Source organism: Mycobacterium syngnathidarum (assembly GCF_001942625.1).
GTDB classification, from domain to species: Bacteria; Actinomycetota; Actinomycetes; order Mycobacteriales; family Mycobacteriaceae; genus Mycobacterium; species Mycobacterium syngnathidarum.
Window position 1 is genome coordinate 1 of sequence record NZ_MLCL01000061.1, and the last position, 23,961, is coordinate 23,961.

Annotated in this window: 27 protein-coding genes; 9 read left to right on the forward strand and 18 right to left on the reverse strand. The window is 65.9% G+C overall.

Going from position 1 to position 23,961, the window contains the following annotated elements; genetic code table 11:
- Together BKG60_RS14990 and BKG60_RS14995 are read left to right on the forward strand one after the other, a co-directional pair.
- Positions 1 to 132: integrase core domain-containing protein (locus tag BKG60_RS14990; protein ID WP_138746402.1), on the forward strand; the 132-nt coding region annotated here is incomplete at its 5' end.
- A gap of 78 nt (positions 133 to 210) precedes the next feature.
- Entirely contained in the window at positions 211 to 1,455 is a 1,245-nt protein-coding gene (locus BKG60_RS14995) for a DUF4303 domain-containing protein (RefSeq protein ID WP_075909722.1), read from the forward strand.
- Here the strand turns inward: BKG60_RS14995 and BKG60_RS15000 are convergent.
- Entirely contained in the window at positions 1,437 to 1,943 is a 507-nt protein-coding gene (locus BKG60_RS15000; RefSeq protein ID WP_070944050.1) for a dihydrofolate reductase, read from the reverse strand. The two genes, BKG60_RS14995 and BKG60_RS15000, sit on opposite strands and share 19 nt — an antisense overlap.
- Positions 1,940 to 2,740 (reverse strand): thymidylate synthase, encoded by an 801-nt coding sequence (locus BKG60_RS15005; protein ID WP_075909723.1) that lies wholly within the window; start codon positions 2,738 to 2,740, stop codon positions 1,940 to 1,942. The genes BKG60_RS15000 and BKG60_RS15005 overlap by 4 nt, the downstream gene beginning before the upstream one ends.
- Before the next feature lie 42 nt (positions 2,741 to 2,782).
- Here BKG60_RS15005 and BKG60_RS15010 point away from each other — a divergent pair, with 42 nt between their 5' ends.
- The gene (locus BKG60_RS15010; protein ID WP_075909724.1) at positions 2,783 to 3,532 is read left to right on the forward strand and encodes a dienelactone hydrolase family protein; all 750 of its coding nucleotides are present in this window, start codon (positions 2,783 to 2,785) and stop codon (positions 3,530 to 3,532) included.
- Positions 3,533 to 3,589: 57 nt separating this feature from the next.
- Here the strand turns inward: BKG60_RS15010 and BKG60_RS15015 are convergent, their stop codons facing one another.
- Genes BKG60_RS15015 through dapB form a run of 4 tightly spaced genes read right to left on the reverse strand, consistent with a single transcriptional unit; the run spans position 3,590 to position 5,723 of the window.
- Complete coding sequence (locus BKG60_RS15015; RefSeq protein WP_075909725.1) at positions 3,590 to 4,054, reverse strand: hypothetical protein; 465 nt, start codon at positions 4,052 to 4,054, stop codon at positions 3,590 to 3,592.
- A 12-nt stretch (positions 4,055 to 4,066) separates the two neighbouring features.
- Entirely contained in the window at positions 4,067 to 4,522 is a 456-nt protein-coding gene (locus tag BKG60_RS15020) for a flavodoxin family protein (RefSeq protein ID WP_075909726.1), read from the reverse strand.
- The gene (locus tag BKG60_RS15025; protein ID WP_075909727.1) at positions 4,519 to 4,989 is read right to left on the reverse strand and encodes a hypothetical protein; all 471 of its coding nucleotides are present in this window, start codon (positions 4,987 to 4,989) and stop codon (positions 4,519 to 4,521) included. Before BKG60_RS15025 ends, BKG60_RS15020 begins: the two co-directional genes overlap by 4 nt.
- Entirely contained in the window at positions 4,986 to 5,723 is a 738-nt protein-coding gene (gene dapB, locus BKG60_RS15030) for a 4-hydroxy-tetrahydrodipicolinate reductase (protein ID WP_075909728.1), read from the reverse strand. Before dapB ends, BKG60_RS15025 begins: the two co-directional genes overlap by 4 nt.
- Positions 5,724 to 5,849: 126 nt before the next feature.
- Here dapB and BKG60_RS15035 point away from each other — a divergent pair, with 126 nt between their 5' ends.
- Positions 5,850 to 7,232 carry an HNH endonuclease signature motif containing protein gene (locus BKG60_RS15035; RefSeq protein ID WP_075909729.1) on the forward strand — a complete coding sequence of 461 codons (1,383 nt, stop codon included), beginning with the start codon at positions 5,850 to 5,852 and terminating at the stop codon, positions 7,230 to 7,232.
- A gap of 48 nt (positions 7,233 to 7,280) precedes the next feature.
- A complete protein-coding gene (locus BKG60_RS15040; protein WP_120764928.1) occupies positions 7,281 to 8,054 on the forward strand; it encodes an META domain-containing protein in 774 nt (257 codons plus the stop codon).
- Between the two features lie 2 nt (positions 8,055 to 8,056).
- On the opposite strand, the gene aldR is transcribed toward BKG60_RS15040, so the two are convergent.
- The gene (gene aldR, locus BKG60_RS15045; protein WP_070186382.1) at positions 8,057 to 8,569 is read right to left on the reverse strand and encodes an HTH-type transcriptional regulator AldR; all 513 of its coding nucleotides are present in this window, start codon (positions 8,567 to 8,569) and stop codon (positions 8,057 to 8,059) included.
- A 94-nt stretch (positions 8,570 to 8,663) separates the two neighbouring features.
- Here aldR and ald point away from each other — a divergent pair, with 94 nt between their 5' ends.
- The 3 genes from ald (at position 8,664) to BKG60_RS15060 (ending at position 11,027) form a co-directional block, all read left to right on the forward strand.
- The gene (gene ald, locus BKG60_RS15050) at positions 8,664 to 9,779 is read left to right on the forward strand and encodes an alanine dehydrogenase (RefSeq protein ID WP_070186381.1); all 1,116 of its coding nucleotides are present in this window, start codon (positions 8,664 to 8,666) and stop codon (positions 9,777 to 9,779) included.
- A gap of 98 nt (positions 9,780 to 9,877) precedes the next feature.
- A complete protein-coding gene (locus tag BKG60_RS15055; RefSeq protein ID WP_070186393.1) occupies positions 9,878 to 10,429 on the forward strand; it encodes a DUF4334 domain-containing protein in 552 nt (183 codons plus the stop codon).
- Between the two features lie 127 nt (positions 10,430 to 10,556).
- Positions 10,557 to 11,027 (forward strand): Hsp20/alpha crystallin family protein, encoded by a 471-nt coding sequence (locus tag BKG60_RS15060; protein WP_075909730.1) that lies wholly within the window; start codon positions 10,557 to 10,559, stop codon positions 11,025 to 11,027.
- Here BKG60_RS15060 and bla read toward each other — a convergent pair.
- From bla to BKG60_RS15090, 6 genes are all read right to left on the reverse strand, one after another.
- Positions 11,019 to 11,903, reverse strand: coding sequence for a class A beta-lactamase (gene bla, locus BKG60_RS15065; RefSeq protein ID WP_075909731.1), 885 nt, complete (start codon positions 11,901 to 11,903; stop codon positions 11,019 to 11,021). The two genes, BKG60_RS15060 and bla, sit on opposite strands and share 9 nt — an antisense overlap.
- Before the next feature lie 18 nt (positions 11,904 to 11,921).
- On the reverse strand, positions 11,922 to 13,211 hold the full coding sequence (locus tag BKG60_RS15070; RefSeq protein WP_075909732.1) for a M16 family metallopeptidase: 1,290 nt from the start codon (positions 13,209 to 13,211) through the stop codon (positions 11,922 to 11,924).
- A 29-nt stretch (positions 13,212 to 13,240) separates the two neighbouring features.
- Positions 13,241 to 15,511: a polyribonucleotide nucleotidyltransferase gene (locus BKG60_RS15075; RefSeq protein WP_075909733.1), complete on the reverse strand. Its 2,271-nt coding sequence runs from the start codon at positions 15,509 to 15,511 to the stop codon at positions 13,241 to 13,243.
- Between the two features lie 291 nt (positions 15,512 to 15,802).
- Positions 15,803 to 16,303, reverse strand: coding sequence for an LppU family putative lipoprotein (lppU, locus tag BKG60_RS15080; protein WP_423226855.1), 501 nt, complete (start codon positions 16,301 to 16,303; stop codon positions 15,803 to 15,805).
- Positions 16,304 to 16,313: 10 nt separating this feature from the next.
- Complete coding sequence (gene rpsO / locus BKG60_RS15085; RefSeq protein ID WP_070188021.1) at positions 16,314 to 16,583, reverse strand: 30S ribosomal protein S15; 270 nt, start codon at positions 16,581 to 16,583, stop codon at positions 16,314 to 16,316.
- 123 nt (positions 16,584 to 16,706) lie between these two features.
- Positions 16,707 to 17,693: a bifunctional riboflavin kinase/FAD synthetase gene (locus BKG60_RS15090; RefSeq protein WP_070188020.1), complete on the reverse strand. Its 987-nt coding sequence runs from the start codon at positions 17,691 to 17,693 to the stop codon at positions 16,707 to 16,709.
- An 80-nt stretch (positions 17,694 to 17,773) separates the two neighbouring features.
- On the opposite strand from BKG60_RS15090, the gene mntR reads away from it, so the two are divergent.
- The gene (gene mntR / locus BKG60_RS15095) at positions 17,774 to 18,493 is read left to right on the forward strand and encodes a manganese-binding transcriptional regulator MntR (RefSeq protein WP_070188019.1); all 720 of its coding nucleotides are present in this window, start codon (positions 17,774 to 17,776) and stop codon (positions 18,491 to 18,493) included.
- A gap of 36 nt (positions 18,494 to 18,529) precedes the next feature.
- On the opposite strand, the gene BKG60_RS15100 is transcribed toward mntR, so the two are convergent.
- The 5 genes from BKG60_RS15100 to BKG60_RS15120 are packed head-to-tail and all read right to left on the reverse strand — an operon-like array spanning position 18,530 to position 23,958.
- On the reverse strand, positions 18,530 to 19,378 hold the full coding sequence (locus BKG60_RS15100) for an SDR family oxidoreductase (RefSeq protein WP_070188018.1): 849 nt from the start codon (positions 19,376 to 19,378) through the stop codon (positions 18,530 to 18,532).
- Positions 19,375 to 20,988, reverse strand: a complete 1,614-nt coding sequence (locus BKG60_RS15105) for an acyl-CoA synthetase (protein WP_075909734.1) — start codon at positions 20,986 to 20,988, stop codon at positions 19,375 to 19,377. The genes BKG60_RS15100 and BKG60_RS15105 overlap by 4 nt, the downstream gene beginning before the upstream one ends.
- Positions 20,985 to 21,821 carry an alpha/beta fold hydrolase gene (locus BKG60_RS15110; protein ID WP_070944064.1) on the reverse strand — a complete coding sequence of 279 codons (837 nt, stop codon included), beginning with the start codon at positions 21,819 to 21,821 and terminating at the stop codon, positions 20,985 to 20,987. The genes BKG60_RS15105 and BKG60_RS15110 overlap by 4 nt, the downstream gene beginning before the upstream one ends.
- A complete protein-coding gene (locus BKG60_RS15115; RefSeq protein WP_075909735.1) occupies positions 21,818 to 23,089 on the reverse strand; it encodes an acyl-CoA dehydrogenase family protein in 1,272 nt (423 codons plus the stop codon). Before BKG60_RS15115 ends, BKG60_RS15110 begins: the two co-directional genes overlap by 4 nt.
- A complete protein-coding gene (locus BKG60_RS15120; RefSeq protein WP_075909736.1) occupies positions 23,086 to 23,958 on the reverse strand; it encodes an SDR family oxidoreductase in 873 nt (290 codons plus the stop codon). Before BKG60_RS15120 ends, BKG60_RS15115 begins: the two co-directional genes overlap by 4 nt.
- Positions 23,959 to 23,961 lie beyond the last annotated feature (3 nt).

Below are 23,961 nucleotides of genomic sequence, written 5' to 3' on the forward strand. Positions count from 1 at the left end.
GAGGCCGAACGCGCCGGAACCTACCAGCACTGGCTGCATCACTACAATCACCACCGACCCCACACCGGCATCGGCGGAATGACACCAATCGAGCGCCTACGCGTTCACAACCTACCCGTGAAGAACACCTAGGGCACCGACAAGTAGCGGAGCGGATTGGAGCGAGAGCACCGACAAGTAGCGGAGCGGATTGGAGCCATACTGGTCGCCGTGGCGTTCGAGTGGGATGCGTTCGAGACCGAATTGACCCTGGCCGCTTCGAGCGCGGTTCGCACGATGGTCCAGGCGGCCACGTCCGAGACCCCGTATGCCGTGGCGTTCAGTGCGTTCTATGCCGAGACCACCGGGGTGATCTATCTACCCAGCCTGGCGCTGGCCACCGAGGAATCGGTCGCGGATCCCGATTGCCGGTTCAGCCCGCCGGACTGGGAGTACCAGGACTATGAGTGGGGCGAGACGGATTCGGGCTGGGGCGAGCAGCTGATCACGGCGGTGACCGGTCTGCCCCGCGCGCAGTGGGAGCAGGAATGGGATCGGTTCGCGCGGTCGATGCTGACTATCGCCGCAGGTACCCGTACCGCTCTCGTCGCGGACGGAACGCTGCCCGAGGATGCGGTGGTCTACCTCGACGACGAGGACGCCGATCTTCTCGTTCGCTCGCTGACCGCGGATGAACTACGGCTCCATTTTCCCGAGTATGTCGCAGCGGCCGATGCCGAGCGGGCGATCCTCGACCTGGCGGTCCCGCAACGCATCACAGCGCTGGCGGTGGCTGCGGGTCTGGCCCCCGGCCCTCCCACGACAGATCTGGGACCGGAACGCGCCGGTGAGCTGCTGCTGGATACAGGGGACGCCGCCGTACCCGTCGCAATCGCCGCACTCGCTCGTCACGACACCGCGTGGCGGGGTGCCAAGCTCCTGGCTGATCTGAACGTCACGACCCCCGGGGTGTTGGATGCCCTGTGGGCCGCCTTGCCACTGCGCCGTAATGCCCACGACTGGGTGGCTGCCGCCCTGGGGCGGCTGGGAGTCGGATTGGAAGTGCTTGCCCGCCAAGATGTTCCAGTTGGTAGCAGGTCGGCCGCGGTCGCCGCGCCGTACCGTTCGTTCCGCGATCACGGCCGCGGGCACCCTCCGCTGGATTACACCCTGCTGGCCGCGGGGCTCGCCGATCCGGCCGTCGCGGCGGCCGTGGCAGACGAACTGCAGCCGGGCCGCGGTTTCTGCACCCTCGACCTCGCCGATCTCGCGGGTGTGCGACCCGGCCTCACGCATGCCCAGCCGCTGATCCGTCGCCACGCGGTCGTCGTGCTCAGCGATCTCATCGGGCCCATGGGCCCCGGAGGCCTCGACCCTGCCGTGGTGACCGAGCTGGAGACGCAGATCGACGAACTGGCCGCAGCGGACCCCGATTCCGAGGTGCGCAGGCTGGCCGGCTACCGAGCCCGGGCGTAGCTGCAGTACCGGTACCGCAGACCTGAGCTGCTGGTGAGCCACTCTCCCGTGGCCTTGGTCCAGGAGTCGTCGAGCTCCGGAGCCATCGCGTCGCCCTCGACGGGTGGCAGGTCGATGTCGATTTCGGTGACCTCACAACGATCTGCGAACGGCAGGGCCCGGGCATAGATCTGTGCGCCACCGATCACCCAACCCCGGAAGACGTCGCCGAATTCGGTCACCACCTCAGCGCCGTCAGCGATGTACCCGGCGTCACGGGTGATGACGACGTTGCGCCGCCCCGGCAACGGACGAACCTTGGCAGGCAACGACTCCCAGGTCAGCCTCCCCATCACCACCGTCTGGCCGAGTGTGAGCTGCTTGAACCTGGCCTGATCCTCGGGCAGCTGCCACGGGATGCCATTGCCACGGCCGATGACGCCAGAAGTCGACTGCGCCCAGATCAGCGCCAGCCGTCGAAGATCACCCTTCACGTGCTTGTCGGTCATACAGCGACGGGCGCCTTGATTGCCGGGTGCGGGTCATAGTTCAGGATGGCGATGTCCTCATAGGTGTAATCGAAGATCGAGTCACGTTGCGCCAGAACGAGTTCTGGATATGGTCTAGGTTCACGGCCGAGTTGCAGGGCCACCTGCTCGACGTGGTTGTCATAGATGTGGCAATCACCGCCGGTCCAGATGAACTCACCGACCCCCAGGCCGGCCTGCGCAGCCATCATGTGCGTCAGCAGGGCGTAACTGGCGATGTTGAACGGCACCCCCAGAAAGAGGTCTGCGCTGCGCTGATACAGCTGGCAGGACAGTTTCTGATCGGCCACATAGAACTGGAAGAAGGCGTGGCACGGCGGCAACGCCATCTGCGGGATCTCGCCGACGTTCCACGCCGAGACGATGTTGCGCCGCGAGTCGGGATCACGCTTGAGCAGCTCAAGAGCGCCGGAGATCTGGTCGATGTGCTCACCGGACGGCGTCGGCCACGACCGCCACTGCACTCCGTAGACGGGGCCGAGATCGCCTGTCTCACTGGCCCATTCATCCCAGATTGTGACACCGTGATCCTGCAACCAGCGCACGTTGGAATCACCGCGCAGGAACCACAGCAGCTCAAAGATCACCGATTTGGTGTGCACCTTCTTGGTGGTGATCAACGGAAACCCGGCCGCCAGGTCGTAGCGCATCTGGTGCCCGAACAGGCTGCGGGTGCCGGTGCCGGTGCGATCGGATTTCGCCACCCCCTGTTCGGTCACCTTCCGTAACAGGTCCTCGTACGGCGTCTGAATCGGCACGCACTCAGCTTACGTGCCGTCGCGGGGAGTAGAACGGAAGCCATGCCGACCACCACAGACACCATCACCACACCCGATGGCACCTGCCCCGTCACCGTCGCCAAGCCCGAGGGAGACGGCCCCTGGCCCGGAGTCGTGCTGTTCCCCGATGCCGGCGGCCTGCGCCCCACCATGGAAGAGATGGCGGCCAAGCTGGCTGGATTCGGCTACGTCGTGCTGGTGCCCGACGTCTACTACCGCACCCCGGGATGGGGACCCATCGACCTCAACACCGTGTTCACCGATCAGGAGCAGCGCAAAAAGCTCTTCGAGCTGATGGGCACGCTCACTCCGGAGATCATCGCCGCCGACGCCGAGGCGTTCTTCGACTACCTCGCCGCCCGGCCCGACGTCTCCGGCGATAAGTTCGGCACCACCGGCTACTGCATGGGCGGACGCGCCTCCCTCATCGTGGCGACCCGCGTCCCGGAGCGGGTCGCTGCCGCGCTCTCGTTCCACGGCGGCAGGCTGGCCGTCGAAGACGATCCCGACAGCCCGCACCTGCTGGCCGACAAGATCCAGGCGACGGTATACGTGGCCGCGGCCGAGAACGACGCCTCCTTCACCGAGGACGACGGCAAGAGGTTGGAGGTCGCGCTGTCGGGCGCGGCAATCGAGCACACCATCGAGTTCTATCCCGCCGCGCACGGATTCGCCGTGCCCGATCATGCGGCGGTATACGACGAGGACGCCGCACAGCGGCACTGGGAGAACACCGAGCGGGTGTTCGGGGCTACTTTGGCTCCCGCCTGACCGTTCCACGACTTCGCACGCCGACGTCACCGGGCATGCATCGCCGCTGACGTTGGATCAGGCCCGCGGTTTGTCGTCGTTTCGGTGCAGGTAGGTGTTGATCGCGCGGGCAATACCGCGGCCCGCGTAGATCGCCGCGGCCACCGAAACGATGATCATCACGATGAAGGTCAGTGTCCAGTTGGGCCGGCTGTGGCTGACGTTCCACCAGATGTACGTGAACAGCAACGCACAGACGAACACCAGGATGTCGCGCCAGTTGCCGCGGTAGGACATCGCGGCCTCACGGATTTCGCGCGTGCGGTCGCCGGCCTCGATCAACTCGTCGATGCGCCGGTCGATGTTGGCCTGGAACCGTGCTCGTCGCTCCGTCTGCTCGGGAGGGATCTTGGCCAGCAGGTCGAGATCCTTGGCGATCAAACCGCGCACGTCCGGTGGCTTGAGGTTGCCTGCGGCCGCGCCCAGCAGAGCACCGCCGGCGATGGGCGCCGCCCCCAGCGCGAGATCAGCGATTCCTGGCATTCCGTCCCTCCATCACTCCATCAGCGTTGCGGCCAGGGTGCCGCCCAGCTCGTAGGCCCGCTCTCGGACACCGCCGTCGACCACACCCGTAACTTCAAGTACACCAGCCGCTTTGACCAACGCCAGCCCCGCAACGATCTTGTCGACCGCGCCTGCCGCACCGACGGTGTCATTGTTGCCGTGCACCCACACCCCGTACGGGCGCCCGGCCACGTGGTCGAGGCTCGGATAGTACACCGTATCGAAAAAATGTTTCAGGGCGCCGCTCATGTAGCCGAAATTGGCTGTGGTGCCGAACAAATAGCCGTCGGCACCCAACATGTCGGTGACCGTCGCAGCTAGTGCGGGCTTCGATTCGACCGTGACACCGGAGATGTCTGGATCGTGGGTCCCGGCCAGCACTGCCTCCAGGAGCTCACGCGTCGCCGGAGACGGCGTGTGGTGCACCACGAGCAGCGTCTTGGTCATGAGGGCTGCTGCTCCTGCATCCGCACAGCGGTCCGCATGGTTTCGCGGGCCCGGCCACGGTCACCGGCGAAGTCGTAGGCGCGGGCCAGTCGGTACCAGCGAACCCAATTGTCCGGGTCGGCCTCCAGTTCGGCCTTGACCGTCATGAACAGCCCATCAGCCGCATCGCGTTCGATGCGGCCCGATGGCCGGGTGGGCAACTCACTGACGTCGAGTTCCATGCCCTGCTCACGGGCCAGACGGGCCAGCCGTTGGTGCGCCAGGCCCGCCCGCAGGGTGGTGACCAGCACCCAGATACCGATCAGTGGGAACACCAGCAGCGCCAGGCCCAGTCCGATCGCGGCCGGCTCGCCCGAAGTGATGAAAACCCACGCGGTGCGCCCCAGCATCAGGAAGTAGACGATCAGCGCCAGGCACATGAAGCCGATCACCAGTTGGATGCGCAGCGACCGCGCGCCGTCACTCACGACAGGTCGAGCAGCGGTTCAATGCCGATGGTCAGACCCGGCCGCTCGCTGATCTTGCGCACGGCCAGCAGCACGCCCGGCACGAACGAGGACCGGTCCAGGCTGTCGTGGCGGATCGTCAGCGTCTCCCCCTGGGTGCCGAACAGCACCTCCTGGTGAGCGACCAGGCCGGCCAACCGGACCGAGTGCACCGGCACGCCATCCACGTCGGCGCCCCGCGCCCCCTCGAGGCCGGTGCTGGTGGCATCCGGATTGGGCGGCATACCTTTTCGCGCCTCGGCGATGAGCTTTGCGGTGCGCGCGGCTGTACCCGACGGCGCATCAGCCTTGTGCGGATGGTGCAGTTCGATGATCTCGACCGATTCGAAATACCGCGCCGCCTGCTGGGCGAAGTGCATGGACAGCACCGCACCGATGGCGAAGTTCGGCGCGATGAGCACCGCGGACTCGGGCTTTGCCTTGAGCCAGGCCTCCACCTGTTCGATGCGGTCCCAGGTGAATCCGGTGGTGCCGACGACGGCGTGAATTCCGTTGTCGATGAGGAACTTCAGGTTGTCCATCACCACATCGGGGTGGGTGAAGTCGATGACGACGTCGGTCTTGGCATCGGTGAGCATGGTCAACGGATCGCCCATGTCGACCCCGGCTGACAACGTCAGATCTTCCGCGGATTCAACCGCGTGCACCATGGTCGCGCCGACTTTGCCTTTTGCTCCGAGAACACCCACTCGCATGGTTGGGAGCCTACTGCCCGGGAGTGTCAGCGACATTGAGGGCGGTCCGAGAAAACTTTGACCTCATTTGTCACTGCAGCATCAGACCAGCCAGATCTGTCAGATGCTCGAACTAATGTTCGAAGCATGGACAGCGGGGTAACCGGCAAGCTCGCCGCACTGGCGGCCGCGGTCGCCGACCTGCAGTCGATACCCTTCACCGCCCTGTCGGCCGCGGAGTTGCTCGACGTGTGCTCAGGCCTGCAGGAGGCCCGCAACCTGATCCCCACCATCGAGCACCCCGCCATCACCGCACTCGCCGAGCAGGGTACAGCGGCCCGCCTCGGCGCGAAGTCCTGGCCCGAGGCGCTGCGCATCCGGCTGCGGGTGTCAGGGACCGAGGCGCGCCGCCGCTACCGCGACGCACTGCACTTCGCGCCCCGGACGTCGATCTCCGGGGAGTCCCTGCCGCCGTTGCGGTCAGCGACCGCAGCGGCCCAGGCCGGTGGTTGGGTCAACTCCGAACACATCGAGATCCTCGAATCGTTCTTTCGCAAATGCCCACAGTGGGTGGATGCGACCAACCGCGCCCGGTTCGAAGAGAAGCTGGTAGCCGTCGCCGCCCAAAACGCCCCCGAGACCTTGCAGCAGTCGGTCAACGAGGCGCTGTATCTGTTGAACCAGGACGGACCTGAACCCGCTGACGAACAGTGCGCACGACGCCGCGGGATCGTCATCGGCCACCAACAGCCCGACGGATCCTCGCGCATCTCGGGCTGGATCAACCCTGAACTACGCGCTGGCCTCGAAGCCGTCAACGCCAAAACCGCGGCACCGGGCATGTGCAACCCCGACGACGAGAACCCCTGCACCAGCGGCACACCCACCCAAGATCAGATCGATGCCGACACCCGCAGTCCAGCCCAACGCACTCACGACGCCCTGCTCGCCCTGGTCCGCAGCGCGCTGATGTCGGGCGGCCTCGGCCAATACAACGGGCTACCTGTCTCGATCGTGGCGACCACCACCCTGCAGGAGCTGGAGGCCGGCGCCGGGGTCGCGATCACCGCCGGCGGCACCAAACTCTCGATCCCCGATGTGATCCGGTTGGCTGCCCACGCCTGGCACTATCTGGCCGTGTACGACAAACACACCAATATGCCGCTCTACCTTGGCAGAACACGACGTATCGCCACCCTGGCTCAGCGCTTGATGCTGTTCGCACGCGAACGCGGCTGCACCCGGCCAGGGTGTACCGCGTGCGGCAACAAGTGCCAGGTACATCACGCCCAACAAGACTTCGCCCAAGGCGGACGCACCAATGTTGATGAACTGACACTTGGTTGCGGTCCTGACCAACGTCTGGTGGGCCCGGGAAAATGGACGACCCGCATCAACAGCCGTGGCCAATGCGAGTGGATCCCGCCCCCACTCCTCGACACGGGCCAAGCCCGCACCAATACCTACCACCATCCACAGCGCTACTTCACTGACGGCGGCGACGACGAAACCGACTGTCATCCAGCCTGATTGCCGACATCGGTGACCGGGACGGATATTGGTCCCTAGGGTGGAGCCATGCGTCTGATCCCGCTGGTCCCTTTCGCCGTCGCCCTGCTGGCCGTCCTCGGGTGTTCTGACAACGCGACCGCCGACGCCGACGACCTCAACGGGCGCACCTTCATCTCCCAACAGGTGGAGGGTGACCAGATCCCCGGCGGTGGACCGCTGACGATCGGTTTCGACGGACCGCAGATCAGCACCTTCGCCGGCTGTAACCACGGTTCGGGCAGCGCCGATCTGTCGGGAGGCCGAATCACCGCCAACCAGTTGGCCATGACCATGATGGCCTGCCCGCCACCGGTGGGCGACGCGGATGCCTGGGTTTCGAAGTTCTTCGACGCCAAACCGACCTGGTCCTTGTCGGGCGACACCCTCACGTTGCACACCGACGCCGCGACCGTCACGTTGCGGGACAAGAAGGTGGTCGACCCCGACCGTGCGCTCACCGGCACCACGTGGCAGGTCACCGGCCTGGTGTCGGCGCAGGCGATCAGCACCTCGGTGGCACTCGAACAATCCAAGCCCACCTTGACCATCGGTGCGGACGGAGCAGTGAGCGGTTCGACGGGTTGCAACCGGATCAACGGCCACGCGACCGTTTCCGGGTCGCCGGCGGTCATCGACTTCGGCCCGCTGACCACCACGAGGATGGCCTGCCCGCCGGAGGTCACCGAGGTCGAGCAGGCCGTTCTGCGGGTCCTCAAGGGCGCGGTCCAGACGGCTGTCGACGGTGACGAGCTGAAACTGTCCGGCACCGACGGCAACGGGCTGGTATTGCGCGCGCAGTGAACTTACAGCGGTGACGCCCCGCGCAGGTGTTCGAAGATCAGTGAAGTCTGCGTACCCGCCACGTCGGCGTCGGCATTGAGGTTCTCGACCACGAATGCCCGCAGATCCTCGGTGTCGCGTGCTGCCACATGCAGGATGAAATCGTCTCCGCCGGCCAGGAAATACACGTCCATCACCTGCGGCCGCGTGCGGATATGGGCGATGAAGTTCCGGATCTTTCCGCGCGCGTTCGACTGCAGGCTCACCGAGATCATCGCCTGCAGACTGAGCCCGACCGCGGCCGGATCGATGTCGGTGTAGAAGCCCCTGATCACCCCGATCTCCTGGAGCCTGCGCACTCGCCCGTGGCAGGTCGATGCGGCGATACCGACCGCGTCGGCCAATGCGCTGTTGGACATGCGGGCATCGGCGTGCAGCGCCAGCAGGATGCGACGGTCCACCTCATCGAGTTCGGGCCGAACATCCTTCGGTGAACGACCCCCACGACCCGGCAAGATTGATGATCCTTCAGTCACACAGTAACCATAACGAATTTTTATCGCAGATATTGATCAGTTATCGAAGGTTCTTCACAATTGTTCTCAGCATCCCAACATTGAAGGAGCAACCATGCTCGTCGGTATCCCGACCGAGATCAAGAACAACGAGTACCGCGTGGCCATCACCCCGGCGGGCGTGGCGGAGCTGACCCGACGCGGCCACGACGTGATCATCCAGGCCGGAGCGGGCGAAGGCTCAGCCATCACCGACAACGACTTCAAGGCCGCCGGCGCCGAGCTCGTGACCACCGCCGACCAGGTCTGGGCCGAGGCCGAACTGCTCCTCAAGGTCAAGGAACCAATCGCGGCCGAGTACTCCCGGATGCGCAAGGGCCAGACCCTGTTCACCTATCTGCACCTGGCGGCATCCAGGGAATGCACCGACGCCTTGCTGGCCTCGGGCACCACCTCCATCGCCTATGAGACGGTGCAGAGCGCCGATGGTTCGCTGCCGCTGCTGGCGCCGATGAGCGAGGTCGCCGGGCGCCTGTCCGCGCAGGTCGGCTCCTACCACCTGATGCGCACGCAAGGCGGCCGCGGCGTGCTGATGGGTGGCGTCCCCGGTGTCGCCCCGGCCGAGGTCGTCGTCATCGGTGGTGGCGTCGCCGGTTACAACGCCGCCCGCATCGCCAAGGGCATGGGCGCACACGTCACGGTGTTCGACCTGAACATCAACACACTGCGCAAGATCGACAACGAGACCAACGCCGGCATCGAAACCCGCTACTCGTCTTCACTCGAGCTCGAGGAAGCCGTGAAGAGGGCCGATCTGGTGATCGGCGCGGTGCTGATCCCGGGCGCCAAGGCACCCAAGCTGGTCACCAATTCAACTGTCGCCCATATGAAGCCGGGCGCGGTGCTGGTCGACATCGCCATCGACCAGGGCGGTTGCTTCGAGGATTCACGGCCCACCACCCACGATGACCCGACGTTCAGCGTCCACGACACGGTCTTCTACTGCGTGGCCAACATGCCCGGCTCAGTGCCGCGCACCTCCACCTTCGCGCTGACCAACGCCACCATGCCGTACGTGCTCAAGTTGGCAGACAAGGGCTGGAAGGCCGCTTGCGCAGACGACGCGGCGCTGGCCAAGGGCCTGTCGACGCACGAAGGTGCGCTGCTTTCCGAGCAGGTCGGCGCCGACCTCGGATTGCCGTTCACCGATCCGGCCACGGTCCTGGCCTGATCCCGCCACCGTCGCCCGGCTGGAGCCCGCTCCGGCCGGGCGATGCGCATCCCGGGGGCGAATCCCATACTTGACACGTGTCAAGTATGGTGACGTCCATGCTGCAGCAGTTGTTTCCGACCGTCCCGACGACGACGCGTGAAGCGCTCACCGTGTTCGACGCGGCCGATGCCGTCGAACCGGAGTTCATGCTCGGTACCTGGAACGGGGCCGAGTTGCCCACCGGACATCCGATGGACGGCGTGCTGGCGGCCAGCGGCTGGTGGGGCAAACAGTTCGTCGACGGCGAAACCGTTCACCCGCTGCTGTTCCCCGCCGGTGACGGCGCATCACTATGGGCCCTCAATCCGGCCCTGGCATTCGGCGGACTCGCCGTGTCGAACAAAGTTCCACTACTTCGGAATCGGTCGATGGTGGCACCCATCGCCGCCCTGCGACCCGTACTGCAAACCCGCGCGCCCAAGGCCAGGCTGCGCACTACGCGCTACCGCGGCGTCGACACCGCGACGATGATCTACGACCAGCTGCCGATCAACGACGTGTTCCGGCGGCTGACCGACGACGCCGTGATCGGAGCGATGGACCTGCGCAATTCCCGCGCACCCTATTTCTTCGTCCTGCAGCGCGACGATTCACTTCGGGTCACCTAGCAGCCGCGCGTACCCGAGCTGTTCACCGCGCATTCGACCCGTGGCTCCACGTGAGTGCTTGGATCGAAAGGGCAAGCGTTACAAGGCCTTTTCCTCCGATCGACGTTCCAGGACTGAGGAGTCACCCATGGTCAACCTGCCCGTCGCGCACCAGCCCCGCCCGCTGCTGCCCGAGCTCTCCGAGTTCTTCGCCGGGATCACCCCGTTCGCCGGCCTGCGGCCCATCTTCGAGCGCAATCTCATGCGCATCGAGGACGAGGTCACCGAAGACCATTACGAACTGCGGGCCGAGATCCCCGGCATTGATCCCGGCAACGATGTTCAGATCACCGTGGCCGACGGCCAGCTGACGGTGAAGGCCCAACGTTCGGAGCGCGCCGACACCACCGCCCGGTCGGAGTTCTCCTACGGCTCGTTCCTGCGCACGGTGACGCTGCCCGCCGAGGCCGACGAGGACAACATCACCGCCGGTTACGAGCGCGGCATCCTGACCGTGCGCGTGCCGTTGTCGCAGAACCCCGCCGGCGCCCGCCAGATCGCGATCCAAGGCACCGAGAACGGCTCGACCGCAATCGAACCCGCTGAACACTCACAGTAGCGACGGCAGCACCAGGGCTGTCAGCTCACCGATGAGCGGTCGCAGGTTCTCGGCCTTGGGGTCGTCGGCCTGCGATCGCGTCATCATCACCAACAGCAACCGCTGACCCTCGGGACCGAAAGCGATTCCGGCGTCATTGGTGCTGCCGTAATCCCCGCTACCGGTCTTGTCAGCGGTGGTCCAGCCCTCCGGAAGCCCGGAACGCATGCTCGAGGTCTGGTTGGCCCGCATCCAGTCCTCCAGCAGGCGGCGCCGCGGCGGGCTCAACGCGTCACCCGCCAACACCGCGCGGTATCCGACCGCCAGCGCCGAAGGCGTGCTGGTATCCCTCGGGTCCCCGGGAATCGCCGAGTTCAACTCGACCTCCCAGCGGTCCAGGCGGGTGCGCTCATCGCCGACGCTGCGGGCGAAAGCGGTGACAGCCGCGGGCCCGCCGATGGTCTTCAGCAGCAGGTTCGCCGCCGTGTTGTCACTGCGCTGAAGCGCCGCCTGACACAACTGAGCCAATGCCATTTCGCCACCGGCACGGGTCTCGGTGACCGGGGAGTTCGGCACGATCGCCTCACGGTCGATGAACACCCGATTGTCCAGTGAGACCTCGCCGTGCTCAGCCATCTGCAGCACCCGCGCGGCCGCATAAGCCTTGAACGTCGAGCACATCGCGAACATCTCGTCGGCACGGTGCGTCAGGGTGCGGCCGGAATCCAGATTGGACGCGTACAAGCCGACGAAGGCGTTGTTCCTACGCTCCAGTTCGGCGATCCCGTCGTCAACCGGGGCCGCGAAAGCCGGTGCGGCGTTACCCACACCGGCACCGACGGCGGCCGCCGCCACAAGCGAACCGATCAGAACATTGCGCCGTGAAAGTCCGGTCATCGGACCCAGCGTAGCGGGTCAGCCGGCGATAGTTTGAAGTTGTTGCGGCAGAGACTTTTTGGATCGGTAGGGGCCGAGCACGGCGGCACCGTAGTCACGGGACAGCAACTGATGAGCGACGGCGTTGACCTCTTCGAGCGTGACGGCCTCGATCTGGGCCAACGTGTGATCGATGGTCCGGTGTTCGCCGTAGTTGAGCTCGCTGCGACCGATCCGGTGCATACGTGATCCGGAATCCTCCAGCCCGAGCACCAGGCCACCACGCAACGACCCCTTCGCGATACGACACTCGTCGGCGGTGATGCCGTCTCTGGCAACGCCTTCCAACACATCGGTGGTCACCCGGACCACTTCGTCGAACCGTTCCGGCTGACAACCGGCGTACACCGAGAGCGCCCCGCTGTCGGCGAACGTGTCCACCGTCGAGTACACCGAGTAGGCCAGGCCCCGTGACTCGCGAATCTGTTGGAACAGACGCGAACTCAGGCCACCGCCGAGCGCGGTGTTGAGCACCGACAGTGCCCACCGATGTTCCCAGTGCCGGCCCGGCGTGCGAACCCCGAGCGAAACATGGGACTGCTCCCCGTCGCGGTCGATCATGAGCAGCGACGGTTTGCCGCCTACGCGTCCGGCGCCCTTGCGCGGAGACACCGCGGCGCGGCCGGCCTCCAATCTCGGACCGAAATGCTGCCGAACCAGCGACACCACCACATCGTGGTCGATGTTGCCGGCCACCGCCACGATCATCCGTTGCGGCGTGTAACGACGCACGTGAAACGAATGCAATTGCGCACGGGTCATCGTTTCGATCGACTCGACGCTCCCGATCACCGGACGTCCCACCGGATGGTCGCCGAACATCGCCGAGAGGAAGACGTCACCGAGACTGTCCTCGGGATCGTCGTCGCGCATCGCGATCTCTTCGAGCACGACGTCGCGCTCCACCTCGACATCCTCGGTGGCGCACCGACCCCGCAGCACCACATCGGACACGAGGTCGACCGCGAGCTCCAGATCGGTGTCGAGCACATGTGCGTAGTAGCAGGTGTGCTCACGCGTGGTGAACGCGTTCAACTCACCGCCGACGGCATCGACGGCCTGAGCGATGTCGACCGCGCTGCGCGTCGGGGTGGCCTTGAACAGCAGGTGCTCCAGGAAGTGGGCGGCACCCGCGACGCTTCGTCCTTCGTCGCGGGAGCCGACACCCACCCAGACCCCGACGGACGCCGAACGCACCGACGGGATGTACTCAGTGACCACCCGGAGTCCGCCGGGCAGATCTGTCCGGCGGACATGTGTGGTGTTCAGTGCAGACGCCTTGGGTCGAGCTGAGGTGATCAGGACTCGGCAGCGGCGGCGTCGGCGGTAGCCGGGGCACCGTCGGCAGCCGGATCCGCCTTCTCCGCCGACTCTTCGTCGACGAGCACCAGCGAGATCTTGCCCCGGTTGTCGATGTCGGCGATCTCGACGCGCAGCTTGTCGCCGACCTTCACCACATCCTCGACCTTGGCGATGCGCTTGCCGCGGCCCAGCTTCGAGATGTGGACCAGGCCGTCACGACCGGGCAGCAGCGACACGAACGCACCGAAATCGGTGGTCTTGACCACGGTGCCGAGGAAACGCTCACCGATCTTGGGCAGCTGCGGGTTGGCGATGGCGTTGATCTTGTCGATCGCGGCCTGCGCCGCTTCGCCGTTGGAGGCGCCGACGAACACCGTGCCGTCGTCCTCGATGGAGATGTTGGCGCCGGTCTCCTCGGTGATCGAGTTGATCATCTTGCCCTTGGGCCCGATGACCTCACCGATCTTGTCCACCGGAACCTTGATGGTGGTGATCCGCGGGGCGTACGGGCTCATCTCGTCCGGCGCGTCGATGGCCTCGGCCATCACGTCCAGGATCGTCAGGCGGGCGTCCTTGGCCTGCGCCAGCGCACCGGCCAGCACCTTGGACGGGATGCCGTCGAGCTTGGTGTCGAGCTGCAGCGCAGTGACGAAGTCCTTGGTGCCTGCGCACTTGAAGTCCATGTCGCCGAAAGCATCCTCGGCGCCGAGGATGTCGGTCAGCGTCACGTAACGGGTCTCGCCGTTCACCTCGTCGGAGACCAGGCCCATCGCGATACCGGCCACCGGCGCCTTGAGCGGCACACCGGCGTTCAGCAGCGACAGCGTCGAAGCACACACCGAGCCCATCGAGGTCGAACCGTTCGAGCCGAGGGCCTCGGACACCTGACGGATGGCGTAGGGGAACTCCTCCACGCTGGGCAGCACGGGAACCAGGGCCCGCTCGGCCAGCGCGCCGTGGCCGATCTCGCGGCGCTTGGGCGAACCCACGCGGCCGGTCTCACCGGTCGAGAACGGCGGGAAGTTGTAGTGATGCATGTAGCGCTTGCTGGTCTCGGGTCCCAGCGAGTCGATCTGCTGGGCCATCTTGACCATGTCCAGCGTGGTGACACCCATGATCTGGGTCTCGCCGCGCTCGAACAGCGCGCTTCCGTGCGCCCGCGGGATGATGGCCACTTCGGCCGAGAGGGCACGGATGTCGGTGACACCACGGCCGTCGATACGGAAGTGGTCGGTCAGGATGCGCTGGCGCACAAGCTTTTTGGTCAGCGAGCGGTAGGCCGCGCCGATTTCCTTCTCACGGCCGGCGTAGGTCTCGCCCAGGCGATCGAGCACCTCGACCTTGATCTCGTTGGTGCGGTCGTCGCGCTCGTGCTTGCCTGCGATGGTCAGCGCCTCGGCCAGCGCCTCGGTCGCCACCGCGGCCACGGCGTCGTAGACGTCTGCCTCGTAGTCGGGGAACAGCGGGTACTCGGCGATCTCCTTGGCGGCCTTCTCGGCCAGCTCGGCCTGGGCGTCGCACAGCGCCGCGATGAACGGCTTGGCGGCTTCCAGGCCCTCGGCCACGACAGTCTCGGTCGGCGCACCGGCGCCGCCGGAGACGAGCTCGATCACGTTCTCGGTGGCTTCGGCCTCGACCATCATGATCGCGACGTCGTCGCCCACCTTGCGGCCCGCGACGACCATGTCGAAGACAGCGTTCTCCAGCTGCTCGACGGTCGGGAAGGCGACCCATTGGCCTGCCTTGTTTTCAGGGGTGGAGATCAGGGCGACTCGCACGCCGCCGACCGGCCCGGAGAACGGCAGGCCGGAGATCTGCGTGGACGCCGAGGCGGCGTTGATGGCCAGCACGTCGTACAGGTCCTTGGGATCCAGGCTCAGCACGGTCACCACGACCTGGATCTCGTTGCGCAGACCGCTGACGAAGGACGGGCGCAGCGGCCGATCGATCAGGCGGCAGGTCAGGATCGCGTCGGTCGACGGACGGCCCTCGCGCCGAAAGAAGGAGCCGGGGATCCGGCCCGCGGCGTACATCCGCTCCTCGACGTCGATGGTCAGCGGGAAGAAGTCGAAGTGGTCCTTCGGCGTCTTGCTGGCGGTGGTCGCGCTCAGCAGCATGGTCTCGTCGTCGAGGTAGGCGACGACGGAGCCGGCGGCCTGCTGCGCGAGCCGCCCGGTCTCGAATCGGATGGTGCGGGTGCCGAAGCTCCCGTTGTCGAGGGTTGCGGTGGATTCGAACACACCGTCTTCAAGTTCAACTACAGACATAGAGTCCGTTGGCCTCTTTCGAATTCATTCAACTGTTTCGCGTCGTCACGGTGGCGATAGGCCACGGGGCCTGGATACGGCTACGGCCGTCGATCGAAGCGGCCGGATGGACCCCGCCAAACGGGGTTCCGGCAGCCACTACCGAAGACCGCCCGACCAGGCGGGCCCGATATGACTCGCAGGAACAACGCCCGCGGACCGCGGGTGTCGCACCTGTGTTCAGCGCAGACTTCGCCCGCCGAACGACCTCATGTTACACGGCAGCAACGGCCCGATCGGCATCCGTGCCAGCTAGGACACGTCCTCGACGCACACGGTGAACTGGCGTTCCGGGTAGGCGTAACCGACCCCGCTGGCGCACTGATCGACGTCCGATTCCCCGCGCAGGACCTCGGTGGCCCGTTGCCGGTGTGGCGCAGACGAATCCGCGCAGTCCACTCGGTAGGGGTCCTTGTCGTTCTCGGGATCGATGCTCATACAGGCGCCGGTGAGCCAGTCGACGTCGAGACAGAGCGTCTGCGTCTCCTCGCTGAACGCACTGCGCACCGAGTAGTAGGTATCGATGTCGCCCGGGCACTGGTCGCTGTCGGTGACCGTCGAGATCACCTTGTAGTTCGAGGCGTCACTGCCGCACTCCGCCCGAGTGGCGTCCGGACGCTCGTAGGTGCCGCTGATCTTCAGGCAGTCCCCGGCCTTCATGTCTGCGCCTGCGGCCGACGAGCATGCGGTCAGGCCGCCGATGAAAAGTATCGCGGCTGCCCCGAGAGGGGCAGCCGCGGAAAACGGTGGCATCGACGCCGCGTCAGCGACGCAGCCCGAGGCGCTCGATCAGCGAGCGGTAACGCGCCACGTCAACCTGCGCGACGTACTTCAGCAGCCGGCGACGGCGGCCGACGAGCAGCAACAGGCCACGACGCGAGTGGTGGTCGTGCTTGTGCTGCTTGAGGTGCTCGGTCAGATCGATGATCCGCTTGGTCAGCAGGGCAACCTGGGCCTCCGGCGAGCCGGTGTCGGTCTCGTGCAGACCGTAGCTGCTCAGGATTTCTTTTTTCTGCTCGGCAGTAAGCGCCACGAAAGTAACTCCATCATTTCAGTCCCGCGAACATTTTCTCGGCACAGCCACCGCGGACTGCAGCATGCACCGGATCGGCGAAAAGTTTAGCAGCACCGCGGCGAGCCACGAATTCAGCCTTTGCTAGTGCGAGCTCAGAATCGTGCGGGCCTTCTCGGCGTCGCGCTTCATCTCGGCGACCAGCTCCTCGACCCGGTCGAACTTCTCCATGCCCCGGATCCGGGCCACGAAATCGACCGCCACATGCTGCCCGTACAGATCGGCCTCGGTGTCGAGCACAAATGCCTCGACCGTGCGGGTGCGCCCGGAGAAGGTCGGATTGGTGCCGACAGAGACCGCCGCCTCGTATCGCTCGCCGGGGATCACGGTGCCCATCACCGGGCCGTGCCCCAACACCGTGAACCAGGCGGCGTAGACGCCGTCGGCCGGAATCGCCGAGAACATCGGCGGCGCCACGTTGGCCGTCGGGAATCCCAATACCCGGCCGCGCCCGTCACCGCGCACCACCACGCCCTCGACGCGATGCGGCCGGCCCAGGGCTTCGGTGGCGGCCACCATGTCGCCGGCGTCGACGCAAGAACGGATGTATGTCGACGAGAACGTGACCCGCTCGTCGCGATGCTCGGCGTCGAGCGTCTCGGTGACCAGCGACATGCTCTCGACGGCAAAACCGAAGCGCTCCCCGGCCGCGCGCAACATCGCCACGTTGCCTGCTGCCTTCTTGCCGAAGGTGAAGTTCTCCCCCACCACGACCTCGACCACGTGCAGGTCTTCCACCAGCAACTCGTGGATGTAGCGCTCCGGGGTGAGCTTCATGAAATCCGTGGTGAACGGCATGACCAGGAACACGTCGACACCGAGTTCCTCGACCAGCTCGGCACGCCGGGTGAGCGTGGTCAACTGCGCCGGGTGACTCCCCGGAAACACCACTTCCATCGGATGGGGGTCGAAGGTCATGAGGACCACCGGCACTCCGCGTGATCGCCCGGCTTTCACCGCATGGCTGATCAACTCCGCGTGTCCACGGTGAACCCCGTCGAACACCCCGATGGTGACTACACACCTGCCCCAGTCCGTGGGGATCTCGTCCTGCCCACGCCAGCGCTGCACGCACTCAGCCTACGACCCGAACGCGGCACGGTCTGCTCTAGATCCCCCGATCAGGTGATGATTGCCTAAACTTTCCTACTGTGAGTCCCGACGGTAACCACCAAGACCTCTCCACGGTTGCCCAGGACTATCTGAAAGTCATCTGGACGGCCCAGGAGTGGTCTCGCGAGAAGGTCAGCACGAAACTGCTGGCCGAGCGGATCGGCGTGTCGGCATCCACGGCGTCGGAATCGATTCGCAAGCTCGCCGACCAGGGCCTGGTCGATCACGAGAAGTACGGCGCGGTGACGCTGACCGACGCGGGCCGGCGCGCGGCGCTGGCGATGGTCCGCCGGCACCGGCTGATGGAGACCTTCCTGGTCCAGGAGCTGGGCTACGGCTGGGACGAGGTGCACGACGAAGCCGAGATCCTCGAGCACGCGGTCTCCGACCTGATGCTCGACCGCATCGACGCCAAGCTGGGCCACCCCACCCGCGATCCACACGGCGACCCGATCCCGGCCGCCGATGGCCAGGTGCCCACACCTCCGGCCCGCCAGCTGTCGGCGTGCCAGGACGGCGAAGCCGGCACGGTGGCCCGGATCTCGGATGCCGATCCGGAGATGCTGCGCTACTTCGACAGCGTCGGCATCGCCCTCGATTCCCGGGTACGGGTGCTCGCGCGACGTGATTTCGCCGGCGTGATCTCGGTGGCCGTAGGAAGACCGGGCGAACCCGACGATCCGTCGAACCCGGACACCGGAATACAGGTGGAGCTGGGCAATCCGGCGGCCGAGGCGATCTGGGTCGTCGCGAGCTGACTCGTCGCGGGAGGCGATCACGCGACGCTTACGGCCTCAGGCTTGCAGCCGCCGGTGATACGCCTGCCGGGCATCGGCGTCTACGCGGGTGAACGCGGTATCGAAATGCGCGGCGTGGGCGATTCGGTGCCGCATCCGGTCGGGTAGCGCCGAGGCGATCTTGATCATCGCGCCGAGCGCCCGTGGTACCGAAACCGTGGTCCGTTCGCCTCCCACGGCAGCGACTATCGCGATCGCGACGTCCTCGGGCTCCACCTCCGCGATCGGCCGGATCCATTTCGGCGTGCTGTGCCCCGCGGACAGTTCGGTGTGCACGACTCCGGGCAGTACCGCGGTGACTCCGATGCCGTGCCCGCCGAGCTCAAGGTGCAGCGCTTCGGAGAATCCGACGACGGCATGCTTGGTGGCGCAGTAGGTCGCCAGCCCCGGGAAGGCGCTCACCCCGGCCAATGACGCCACATTGACGATGTGGCCACCATGCCCGGCCATCCGCCGGGCGGCGAGCTTCGATCCGTTGAGGACCCCAGACAGGTTGATCGCGACCATGCGGTCGGTCATCGCGTCGGTCTCGTCGGTGAAACTGCCTGTAGGCATGATGCCGGCGTTGTTGACCAAGGCGCCCAGTGGGCCGAGTCGTTCCTCGACCGCATCGAGAAACGACGAGAACGATGACCGGTCGGTGACGTCGAGCGGTAAACCGCAGGCCACACCGCCGGTGGCCGTCTCAAGTTCGACCGCCGTCTTCTCGACCAGCTCGGCATCGATGTCGCCGAGGGCGACCCGCGCACCCGCCCGTAGGAACTCGGCCGCGGTTGCCTTCCCGATCCCGCGCGCTCCTCCGGTGATCGCCACCACCCGGCTCCCCTGGCGTGGGATCGCGTTCATCTGAACTCCTTCCGCAGCACACCTTTGAGCAGTTTTCCGGTTTCGTTGCGTGGCAACGTCGGAACGAATACGACGTCGCGGGGCACCTTGTGCCGGGCCAGGTGTGCACGCACGTACGCCCTGATATCGTCCGCTTCCAGATCAGCACCGGGATCGCTGACGATGAAGGCACGCAACCGCTTTCCGAAGTCGTCGTCGTCGACGCCGATCACCGCGACGTCCACGACGCCAGGGTGCGCAACGAGGAGGTTCTCCACTTCCAGCGGGAAGACGTTCTCACCGCCGGAGACGATCATCTCGTCATCGCGGCCGTCGACGAACCACAACCCGTCGGAGGCGAAATGCCCGGTGTCGCCCGAAGACAACAGGCCGTCGACGATTTCTTTGTGCCCGCCGTCGGTATAGCCGGAGAAACTCAACCCGCTGGAGACGAAAAGCGTTCCGGTCCTACCTGGTTCGGTGATCCGGCGCCGGTGTTCGTCATACACGGCCAGGGTGCAGCCGACCGGAGGGCGCCCCACGGTGCCCGGCGCCGCACGCAACTCACCTGGTGTGGCGACAGCGGCAACAGCGACTTCAGTCGAGCCGTACAGGTTGTAGAGCACGTCGCCGAACACCTCGGCGGTGCGCCGGCAGAGGTCGGGCGACAGCGCCGAGCCGGCAGCGAATACCACCCCCAGCGACGATGTGTCATAGCGGGCGAGCACGTCGGACCCCAGGTCGAGAATGCGTTGCAACATCGTCGGCACGACAATCAGCGCATTCACCCGGTGGGTCTCAATCGCTGCAAGTGTGTCCTCGGGCTCGAACCGGCGAGCCAACACAACGCGATTGCCCAGGGCAAGCCCCAGCGAGCAGGTCGCCAATCCGGTGGCATGAAACATCGGTGCCGCCACACAATAGGTGCCGCCTGCGGGCCACGGGATCCGGTCAAGCAGCTGCGCGGACTGCAACGGACTCACCTTGTTTCGCGGTGCCCCCTTGGGGGTCCCGGTGGTACCGCTGGTCAACAACACCATCCCGCCCACCGCTCTCGGCGCCGGCAGTGGGTCGGGCCACTCTCCCGCTGCGATCGCATCAAGGGTCGGCAGCATCGTCGCGTCATCAGCCCATCCGATGATGCGCTCGATGTCCGCGGGCAACGCATCGAGCAGTCCGACGAACTCCTCATCGGCGACAACCGCCGAGACATTCTCCCGCTCACAGACATCAGCCAGCTGCGGTGCAGCGAAGCCCGTGTTGAGCAGCACCACCCTGGCGCCGACCTTGCCCGCCGCAGCCAAGGCAAGCATGAGTCCCCGATGGTTGCGTTCGAGGACACCGATCACAGATCCCGCTTTGATTCGCCTGCTGGACAGTCCACGGGCCAACGCATTCGACGTTCGTTCGAGATCGCGGAAGCTCATGGTGCCGGCCTCGTCAACGAGCGCGGTCGCGTCACCGTAGCGTGCAGCGGCGTGGGTGAGCAGGCCGCCGAATGACCCATACTTGCGCAAGGCGTGGGACGCGCGGAGCGCTTCGAGGGGATCGCTCAGATCGACCAGCCCACGGCGCTGCAGAACCAGCGCCGCCGCCGCGACATCGCGGAGCTGATGCAGTGCACCCATCATGCGGCCGCTCCGATTGCCGTGATCAGCCGAACCACGGCGTCGGGGTCGTCGAGTTGGGGGCAATGACCAGATCGGGGCAAGACCACGAGCTCACTTCCTGGAATCTGTTGGTGCAGAACATGACTCGCGTCAACCGGGATGATGCGGTCGCGTGCGCCGTGTACCACAACCGTGGGGCAGGTGACCCGGACGTCGCGGTGGCCGCCGCGGGTCTCACGCGCGTACTGGAATGCATATCGGCCGAGTGCGGCAACGGATGCCTGGCTGGCGCAGATTGTCGCCCAGTGGGTCATGACCACCGGGTCGGGTTCGATGGTGGGCGAGCCGTACAGCACGCGCACCACACTTCGCCTCGCCGCCCAGCGGACCGCGGTAGCCGGTACCGGAATTCGTCCCACGCCATTCCAGAACCGGACCGGGAGGTCGCGGTACCTGGCCGCGCGGGCCAGCCAGTGCCGTGCATTCAGCGGGTCGTCGAGGGCCACCAACCCGCACACCGAGCCCGGATTACGGGTAGCCGCACGCACGGCGGTGGCCGCTCCGAGTGAGTTGCCCACCAGAATCGCAGGCCCGTGCTCAGCCAGTAGCGCGTCGGTAAACGCATCGAACTGCGGTAGCAATGGTCCTGGCCGGCGGTGATCCGCCCGGCCGAAGCCGGGCAGATCAACCGCAACCGCGTTGCGCCCCAACGCCTCCAGTCGTGTGAGCACGGCGCGCCAGGTGTCGGCAGAATCGGCATAGCCGTGCAGCATCACCACCGGGGTCCCGTTGCCCGGCACCGACAGCACCCTGGTGCCCACCCCACCGAACCTGGCCCGACTTTCCGCGATCATCCCGCGAGCAGCCCCTTCGCGATGTGCGTCACCTGCACCTCGTTGCTGCCGGCGTAGATCATCAGCGACTTGGCGTCCCGGGCGAGTTGCTCCACCCGGTACTCGGCCATGTAGCCGTTGCCGCCGAACAGTTGGACGGCCTCCATGGCGACTTCGGTCGCGGCTTCCGAGGAGTAGAGCTTGATCGCCGACGCTTCGGAAAGGGACGGCATCTGTCCGGCCTTGAGCCGCTCCAGTGTCTGGAACACCATGTTCTGCACGTTGATCCGGGCAATCTCCATCTTGGCCAGCTTCAGCTGGATCAACTGGAACTCGGCGATCCTCTTGCCCCACAGCGTTCGGGTCTTCGCATAGTCGAGGCACAGCCGGTGGCACTCGTTGATGATGCCCAACGACATCAACGCCACCCCGACCCGTTCCGCTGCGAAGTTGGCTCGCGCACTGTCACGCCCGTCGCCGCCGGTGTGGGATTCGGTCTCCCCCAAAAGCCGATCGGGGCTGATCCGCACGTTGTCGAAAAACAACTCACCCGTGGGTGAGGACATCATGCCCATCTTCTTGAACGGCTTGCCCTGGGTCAGCCCCGGCATCCCGGCGTCCAGCACGAAGGTGAGCACCGGGCGGTCCCGCCGGTCTTCGGACGAGCGCTCGCGCGAGGACCCTGTTGAAGCGTGATTGCCCTCGTCCAGCTTGGCGTAGACGATGAGGACGTCGGCGTAGGGGCCGTTGGTGATGAAGGTTTTCTGCCCGTTCAGGATGTAATCCGCACCGTCACGCTTGACGTAAGTCTTCATGCCACCGAAGGCATCCGAACCCGCGTCTGGCTCAGTGATCGCCCACGCCGCAATCTTCTCCAGCGTCATCAGCTCCGGCAGCCACCGCTCCTTCTGCGCCAGGGTGCCGCGACTCATGATGGTCGCCGCACCGAGTCCCAGGCTGACGCCGATGGTGCTGAGCAGGCCGATGCTCACTCCAGCGAGCTCCGACACCATGACGGCAGCCATCGAGGCCTGCTCACCGAGCGCGCCGATACCCCCGGATTTCTCGCGGCTCTCACCCGAACCACGCTCACGCTCTTTGTCGAGCATGGTCTTGACCGCCTCGGCGGCCATCACGTCGAGACCGAACTCACTGAACAGCTTGCGCGCGAACGGGTACGGCGACAGCTCACCGCTCTCCAGCCCGTCGAGATGCGGCCGGATCTCCTTGTCGATGAACTCGCGCACCGTGTCGCGCATGATCACGTCGGTGTCGGACCACTCGATCATGACGGCAACCGCCCGGCGATGTCGTCGATCTGCCACAGTCCGTCGGTCTCGATGGTCTCGACGTCATGCCAACCGGCCAGTTGCGAGATCGCCCCGCCCTGAACCGCGTACACCCGCCCGGTGATCGGGCACTTCTCCGTCGCGAGGTAGGCGACGAGCGGAGAGATATTGGCCGGACTGAACAGGTCGACCTCCCCCTCGTCCTCGGGTTCGGCCATCAGCGCGCCCATGCCGGGCGTCGCCAGCGTGAGCCGGGTCCGCGCGATCGGAGCGATGGCGTTGACCCGGACGCCGTAGCGTTCCAGCTCATCGGCGGCGACCAGGGTGAGTGCGGCGATCGCGGCCTTGGCCGACCCATAGTTCGCCTGGCCGGCATTCGGGATCGTGGTGCCCGAGCCGGATGCGGTGTTGATCACCGCTGCGTTGGGCTGATCTCCGGCCTTCGACTGCGCCTTCCAGTACTCGGCCGCATGGCGCAGCACCGAGAAGTGCCCCTTGAGGTGGACCGCGATCACCGCATCCCAGTCGGATTCGGACATTGTCGGAATGAACCCGTCCCGCAGGATTCCGGCGTTGTTGACCACCACGTCGAGCCGACCGAACTCGTCGATCGCCTGCTGGACCAAGGACTTCGCCCCGTCCCAGGTGGCAACGTTCGCGGTGTTGACCACAGCCTTGCCGCCGCCAGCCTGGATCTCCGCGACCACGTCATGCGCCGGCCCGGCGTCTGTGCCCTCACCGGCATTGCTGCCGCCCAGATCGTTGACGACGACACTCGCGCCTTCCGACGCGAACAGCAGGGCATGTTCCCGCCCGATTCCACGACCCGCGCCGGTGATGACCGCGACGCGTCCTTCCAATGCACCCATCTG

Coding starts and splice junctions, on each gene's coding strand:
- BKG60_RS15110 (WP_070944064.1), bottom strand. CDS start 21,821: ATGATCGCGGAAAGTCGGGCCAGGTTCGGTGGGGTGGGCACCAGGGTG.
- bla (WP_075909731.1), bottom strand. CDS start 11,903: ATGACCGGACTTTCACGGCGCAATGTTCTGATCGGTTCGCTTGTGGCG.
- BKG60_RS15020 (WP_075909726.1), bottom strand. CDS start 4,522: ATGACCAAGACGCTGCTCGTGGTGCACCACACGCCGTCTCCGGCGACG.
- BKG60_RS15010 (WP_075909724.1), top strand. CDS start 2,783: ATGCCGACCACCACAGACACCATCACCACACCCGATGGCACCTGCCCC.
- BKG60_RS15120 (WP_075909736.1), bottom strand. CDS start 23,958: ATGGGTGCATTGGAAGGACGCGTCGCGGTCATCACCGGCGCGGGTCGT.
- dapB (WP_075909728.1), bottom strand. CDS start 5,723: ATGCGAGTGGGTGTTCTCGGAGCAAAAGGCAAAGTCGGCGCGACCATG.
- ald (WP_070186381.1), top strand. CDS start 8,664: ATGCTCGTCGGTATCCCGACCGAGATCAAGAACAACGAGTACCGCGTG.
- lppU (WP_423226855.1), bottom strand. CDS start 16,303: ATGCCACCGTTTTCCGCGGCTGCCCCTCTCGGGGCAGCCGCGATACTT.
- BKG60_RS15035 (WP_075909729.1), top strand. CDS start 5,850: ATGGACAGCGGGGTAACCGGCAAGCTCGCCGCACTGGCGGCCGCGGTC.
- BKG60_RS15100 (WP_070188018.1), bottom strand. CDS start 19,378: ATGAACGCGATCCCACGCCAGGGGAGCCGGGTGGTGGCGATCACCGGA.
- BKG60_RS15105 (WP_075909734.1), bottom strand. CDS start 20,988: ATGATGGGTGCACTGCATCAGCTCCGCGATGTCGCGGCGGCGGCGCTG.
- BKG60_RS15040 (WP_120764928.1), top strand. CDS start 7,281: ATGCGTCTGATCCCGCTGGTCCCTTTCGCCGTCGCCCTGCTGGCCGTC.
- BKG60_RS15015 (WP_075909725.1), bottom strand. CDS start 4,054: ATGCCAGGAATCGCTGATCTCGCGCTGGGGGCGGCGCCCATCGCCGGC.
- BKG60_RS15075 (WP_075909733.1), bottom strand. CDS start 15,511: ATGTCTGTAGTTGAACTTGAAGACGGTGTGTTCGAATCCACCGCAACC.
- BKG60_RS15055 (WP_070186393.1), top strand. CDS start 9,878: ATGCTGCAGCAGTTGTTTCCGACCGTCCCGACGACGACGCGTGAAGCG.
- BKG60_RS15060 (WP_075909730.1), top strand. CDS start 10,557: ATGGTCAACCTGCCCGTCGCGCACCAGCCCCGCCCGCTGCTGCCCGAG.
- BKG60_RS15115 (WP_075909735.1), bottom strand. CDS start 23,089: ATGATCGAGTGGTCCGACACCGACGTGATCATGCGCGACACGGTGCGC.
- BKG60_RS15000 (WP_070944050.1), bottom strand. CDS start 1,943: ATGACCGACAAGCACGTGAAGGGTGATCTTCGACGGCTGGCGCTGATC.